This window comes from Blastomonas sp. CCH1-A6 (assembly GCF_001556365.1).
GTDB lineage: Bacteria > Pseudomonadota > Alphaproteobacteria > Sphingomonadales > Sphingomonadaceae > Blastomonas > Blastomonas ursincola.
The window spans coordinates 1-4,975 of the sequence record NZ_LSIS01000148.1 but is presented as its reverse complement, the minus strand read 5'-3'; the positions used below and the strand labels follow the sequence as shown (position 1 = coordinate 4,975).

The 4,975-nt window shown below is 67.6% G+C and carries 5 protein-coding genes; 2 read left to right on the top strand and 3 right to left on the bottom strand.

Annotated elements, in window-relative coordinates:
- The coding region (locus AX735_RS05915) for an SPOR domain-containing protein (RefSeq protein ID WP_202189513.1) at positions 1 to 616 on the top strand (616 nt) is incomplete at its 5' end.
- Between the two features lie 36 nt (positions 617 to 652).
- On the opposite strand, the gene AX735_RS05910 is transcribed toward AX735_RS05915, so the two are convergent.
- The 3 genes from AX735_RS05910 to surE form a co-directional block, all read right to left on the bottom strand.
- Positions 653 to 1,702 carry a potassium channel family protein gene (locus AX735_RS05910; protein ID WP_066277159.1) on the bottom strand — a complete coding sequence of 350 codons (1,050 nt, stop codon included), beginning with the start codon at positions 1,700 to 1,702 and terminating at the stop codon, positions 653 to 655.
- Positions 1,703 to 1,711: 9 nt separating this feature from the next.
- Positions 1,712 to 2,809: a M23 family metallopeptidase gene (locus AX735_RS05905; protein WP_231750034.1), complete on the bottom strand. Its 1,098-nt coding sequence runs from the start codon at positions 2,807 to 2,809 to the stop codon at positions 1,712 to 1,714.
- A gap of 86 nt (positions 2,810 to 2,895) precedes the next feature.
- Positions 2,896 to 3,666: a 5'/3'-nucleotidase SurE gene (gene surE, locus AX735_RS05900; RefSeq protein WP_066277157.1), complete on the bottom strand. Its 771-nt coding sequence runs from the start codon at positions 3,664 to 3,666 to the stop codon at positions 2,896 to 2,898.
- Between the two features lie 267 nt (positions 3,667 to 3,933).
- On the opposite strand from surE, the gene sseA reads away from it, so the two are divergent.
- Complete coding sequence (sseA, locus tag AX735_RS05895) at positions 3,934 to 4,770, top strand: 3-mercaptopyruvate sulfurtransferase (RefSeq protein ID WP_066277154.1); 837 nt, start codon at positions 3,934 to 3,936, stop codon at positions 4,768 to 4,770.
- Positions 4,771 to 4,975 lie beyond the last annotated feature (205 nt).

Genomic DNA, 4,975 nt, shown 5'->3' with positions numbered 1-4,975 from the left:
CACCGATACCGCGACCGGCGCCACCGCGCCCGCCAAGCCGGTCGTCACTGCCGCCGCCAAGCCGGCACCGGCGATGGCCCGCCCCGCGACCGGATCGGCGATCCAGACCACCGACCTTCCGCCTTCGCGTGCCACGGGCACGGTGATTCCCACCCTGCCCTCCAGCCCCAACAGCACCGCGGCGAGCGCAGGCGTCGATTTCGCGACGATGGGCACGCCCTCGGCGTCGACCCCGGCCCCGGAACCCAAGCCTGCGCCTGCAACCGTCGCTGTGGCGCCCAAGGCCGCGCCTGCTCCCGTCGCCTCGGCCCCCAAGCCCGCCGCGCCGGTGGCGGCAGCTCCGGTTGCCGCCGCTGCGAGCACCGCGCCTGCCGTGGCCGCCTCCGGCGACTGGCGCATCCAGCTGGGTGCGTTCAGCGAAGAGGGCCGCGCGCGCACCCTGTGGAGCGGCCTCGAGCGCCAGAACCAGGCGCTTGCGGGCCTGCAACCCTATCTGGTCAAGGCGGGCCCGATCACCAAGCTGCAGGCAGGTCCTTTCGCCAGCCAGGCGGCGGCCAAGCAGGCGTGCGACAGCGTCGCGCGCAGCGGCCAGGCCTGTTTCGCGTTGAAGAAATGATGCGCCCTGCGGGTGCGGGCCGCGCGGTCCGGCCCGCTATTCGCCCGCCATGGTCACCGGCGGGCGGCCATCGCCCTGGGTGATGACGACGATCAGGTCGCCCGCACGCAGGCTGGCGCTTTCGTCGTCGAAAAAGCCATAGGGCTTGCCGCCGCGATAGATGCGCACGCCGATGCCGTCCTTGATGTCCTTCAGCGGGATGCCGATTTCCTCGGTCCGCACCGCGCGCTCGATCAGCACCACCCGCCCGCTCGACGAGGCCAGATCGGCGAGATAGCTGCTGATATGCGGCCCGCTGCACGATCCGGCGAGCAGCAGCCCGGCAAAGCTCACCGGGTTGATGACCGTGTTCGCCCCCGCCTGGCGCGCAAGCAGCTCGTTGTCGCCGGCGCGGATCACCACGCTGATCGGCACGTCCGGCGCGAGATGGCGGATGGTCAGCACGATCAGGATCGAGGTGTCATCGCGCCCCGCCGAGACGATCGCCGAACACGCCCGGTCGATATGCACGTCCTTGAGCGTCTCGTCGCGCGTCGCATCGGCATTCAGCACGTTGCAGCCCATCGTCTCGGCCTTGGCCAGCGATTCCTCCGACTGGTCGACCACGACGATGCACGAGGGATCGGTACCGCGCGCCACCAGTTCGCGCACCGCTTCCGACCCGCTGGTGCCGAAGCCCAGCACCACGATATGCCCCTTCAGGCGCTGCTGGATCCTGCTCATCTGCCATTTTTCCCATGTGCGCTTGATGACGAAACTATAGGCGGTGCCGACGAAGATGAAGATCACCGCGACGCGCACCGGCGTCACCAGCACCGATTCGATCAGCCGCGACCGGTCCGACACCGGGGCGATGTCGCCGAAGCCGGTGGTGGTGACCGAGATCATCGTGAAATAGACGACATCCAGAAAGCTGATATGGTCGTCATAATTGTCCTTGAGGCCCGCGCGATCGAGCCAGTGGATCAGGATGACGAACGCGATCAGGAAGAAGGCGACGCTCAGCCGCAGGGTGACGTCCGCCCAGACCGGCAGGCGCGCCGCACGTTTCAGCAGCGCGCGTGGCTTGATCTCGGAATCGCCCATCCCTGTGGCTCAGCCGCGCGGCAGATATTGCAGCGGATCGACCGGCTTGCGGTCCTTGCGCAGCTCGAAATGCAGCTTGGGCGTCTCGGCAAAACCGCTCTGGCCCGCCGCGCCCAGCACCTGGCCCGCCTTCACCGCCTGGCCGCGCGTCACGTCGATCCGCTCGGCATGGCCATAGGCGCTGACCCAGCCGCCGCCATGGCTGATCAGGATCAGCCCGCCATAGATCGCGACCTCGCTGCCGGCATAGCTGACCACGCCGTCGGCCGCCGCGCGGAACGGCTGGCCGCGCGTCGCGCTGATATCGATACCGTTGCTGATCTGCCCCTTGCCGACCGGCCCGTAGCGCGTGAGCAGCGAGCCGCTGAGCGGCCAGACGAACTTGCCCGAAAAGCCCTTGGGCACATCGACGGGCACGCTGGCGGCCACCGGCGCGCGCGCGGGCTTGGCGGGCGGAACGGCCGTGCCTTCGGCGATTGCGGGCTGGCTGCCGGTGACGACATCGTCGATATTGACCACCAGCGCGCCGATGCGGCTGGGCTGCGTACCGGGTTTGGCGGGGGCCCTCGCGGCGGGTGCGGCAGCGGCAAGCTGCGCGCCCGCAGGAAGCTTGAGCCGCTGGCCGATACGCAGGATATAGGGTTCTTCAAGCCCGTTCAGCGCGACGATGTCGCTCCACGCGACCTTGTACGCCTGGGCGATGGCGATGCCCGTCTCGCCGCTCGCCACCATGTGATAGCGCCCGCCGGGGATGGTGAGCTGCTGTCCTGGCCGCAGGATATAGGGCGCAGTGAGCCCATTGGCGGCCGCGATCGCTTCCGATCCTGCCCCGGTGCGGTTGCCGATGCCGCGCAGCGTATCGCCGGGCTGGACGGTATAGGTGGTGCCGATCACGTCTGCGGCATTGGGCGCAACGCTGCGGCTTTCCCAGACCGGCGCATCGCTGCCCGCAACCGGCTCGGCCAGCGGCGGCGCGGCCGGCTGGCCGGCCTCGGTAATCTCGGGTTCCAACGATGTCGGCGTCATCCCGCCGGGAATGCAGCCTGCGAGGCCCAGCGCCGCCAGCAAGGCGAACCGCGTGTCGATCTTTCCGTGTCCCCACACCATGCGGCCGTGTCTAGCATGGTTTGCTGGCTTTGCCACCGGGCAACGCAGGATTTACACCGGGCCCGTCTGCCAGGGCGTTTCGCGCGTCACTCCGCCGCAAAGGTCTGGGTCAGCGCGGCGATCGACTGGTGATGCGTCAGATCGAGATGCAGCGGCGTCACCGCGATATAGCCGTCGGCCACGGCTTCCAGATCGGTGCTGTGCGCGGGGCTCGCTTCGGCTGCTCCCAGGCCGAACCAGTGATATTCGAACCCGCGCGGGTCGGTGTTGGTGACGATCTTCAGCCGCCCGTAGTCGCGAAAGCCCTGGTTCACGACCTTCACGCCCCGCACCCTGTCGGCGGGCAGCGCGGGGAAGTTGACATTGACCAGCGTGCGCGGCGGCATCGGCTGGCTGATGAGCTTGCGCACCACGCGCTCGCCCCAGTGGGTCGCGGCGTCGAACGAGACGTCGAGCCCGGCGCCCTCGCGCGCATAGACCTGGCTCAATGCGATCGATGGAATGCCCGCAAGCGCGCCCTCCATCGCGGCGGAGACGGTGCCCGAATAGGTCACGTCCTCGCCCAGGTTCGCGCCGCGATTGACGCCCGACAGGATCAGGTCGGGAGGCGTGTCCTGCATCAGCCGCGCCACCGCCATCATCACCGCGTCGGTGGGCGTGCCAGTGACCGAGAAGTGCTTCTCGCCATGCTGGTGGACGCGCAAGGGACGGGTGATAGTCAGCGAATGGCCAGCGCCCGACTGCTCTTCCGAAGGCGCGACGATCCAGACATCGTCAGAGATCGCCCGCGCGATCCCGGCCAGCACGGCAAGGCCCGGCGCGTGGACGCCATCGTCATTGGTCAGCAGGATGCGCATGAGGGGAGGTCTCCGGATTGCAGGGCTTCCCCCCCTAGCCCGAAGCGATCGGCTGCACCACCGCCCGATTCACGCGGATGCAACATATGCGAAAAATCGCACATACGCTTTCCGTTGCGACTCGACGTGTTCGCAGCAACGCGATAATGTCGATGGTGCAGCGCAAAAAACAGGCAATCCCGGCCGGGCAACCAGCCGGGTTTCACGTCTAAAAAGCCGGGAAATGCCGATAATCGGGCGCGCATTCGCAGAGGGAGAATATCCAAGATGGATTCGCTGGTTTCAACCGAATGGCTCGCCAACGAGATGGGCGCTTCGGATCTCCGCATCGTCGATGCGACCAAGTTCCTGCCCGATCATGGCCGCAACGCGCTCGCCGAATATGAAGCGGGCCACATCCCCGGCGCGGTATTCATGGACCTGGAAGAGCTGGTCGACAGCAACGCCGCGATCGAGAACACCCTTCCTCCGGCCGAAAAGTTCGCCAGCCGCATGCAGTCGCTGGGCCTCGGCGATGGCAGCCGCATCGTGCTCTACGACGACAGCCCGCTGAAGTCCTCGGCCCGCGCCTGGTTCATGCTGACCATGTTCGGCGCGCACGCGGTCGCGATCCTCGACGGCGGCATCTCCAAGTGGAAGGCCGAAGGCCGCCCGCTCAAGACCGGCAAGGAAAGCCTGCGTCATCGCCATTTCACCGTGTGGGAAGACCGCAAGAACGTCCGCACCAAGGCGGACATGCTCGCCAACCTGCACAGCAAGGCCGAACAGGTCGTCGACGCCCGCCCGGCTGCGCGCTTCACCGGCGCAGAGGCCGATCCGCGTCCCGGCATCGCCTCGGGCCATATCCCCGGCTCGGTCAACCTGCCGCACAGCGCGCTGTTCAACGCCGATGGCACCTGGAAGACCGGCGATGCGCTCAAGGCCGCGTTCGAAGGCGCCGGCATCGATATCGATAAGCCGATGGTCACCACATGCGGATCGGGCATGACCGCCAGCGTCGTCGCCTTCGGCGCGCACCTGCTCGGCAAGACCGACGTGTCGCTTTATGACGGCAGCTGGGCCGAATGGGGCGCCGATGCCGATGCGCCCAAGGTGACGGGATAATCTTTCCGCCTCTCCCCTTCAGGGGAGAGGGCAACGAGACTTGGTGAGCGGCACGCGAACCTAGTCGCAGTGGGAGAGGGGCAAGCGTCGGCATCCAGCCGCCGCCCCTCTCCAACTCCGCCTAGCATGCTGCGCATGCAAGGCTGCGTATCCTCTCCCCTGAAGGGGCGAGGACAGGACCGACAGATGCCCAAGCCCCCCTCCT

Bases quoted from the DNA above. Each gene is read 5' to 3' on its own strand.
- surE (WP_066277157.1), bottom strand. From the start codon at position 3,666: ATGCGCATCCTGCTGACCAATGACGATGGCGTCCACGCGCCGGGCCTT.
- AX735_RS05910 (WP_066277159.1), bottom strand. From the start codon at position 1,702: ATGGGCGATTCCGAGATCAAGCCACGCGCGCTGCTGAAACGTGCGGCG.
- AX735_RS05905 (WP_231750034.1), bottom strand. From the start codon at position 2,809: ATGGTGTGGGGACACGGAAAGATCGACACGCGGTTCGCCTTGCTGGCG.
- sseA (WP_066277154.1), top strand. From the start codon at position 3,934: ATGGATTCGCTGGTTTCAACCGAATGGCTCGCCAACGAGATGGGCGCT.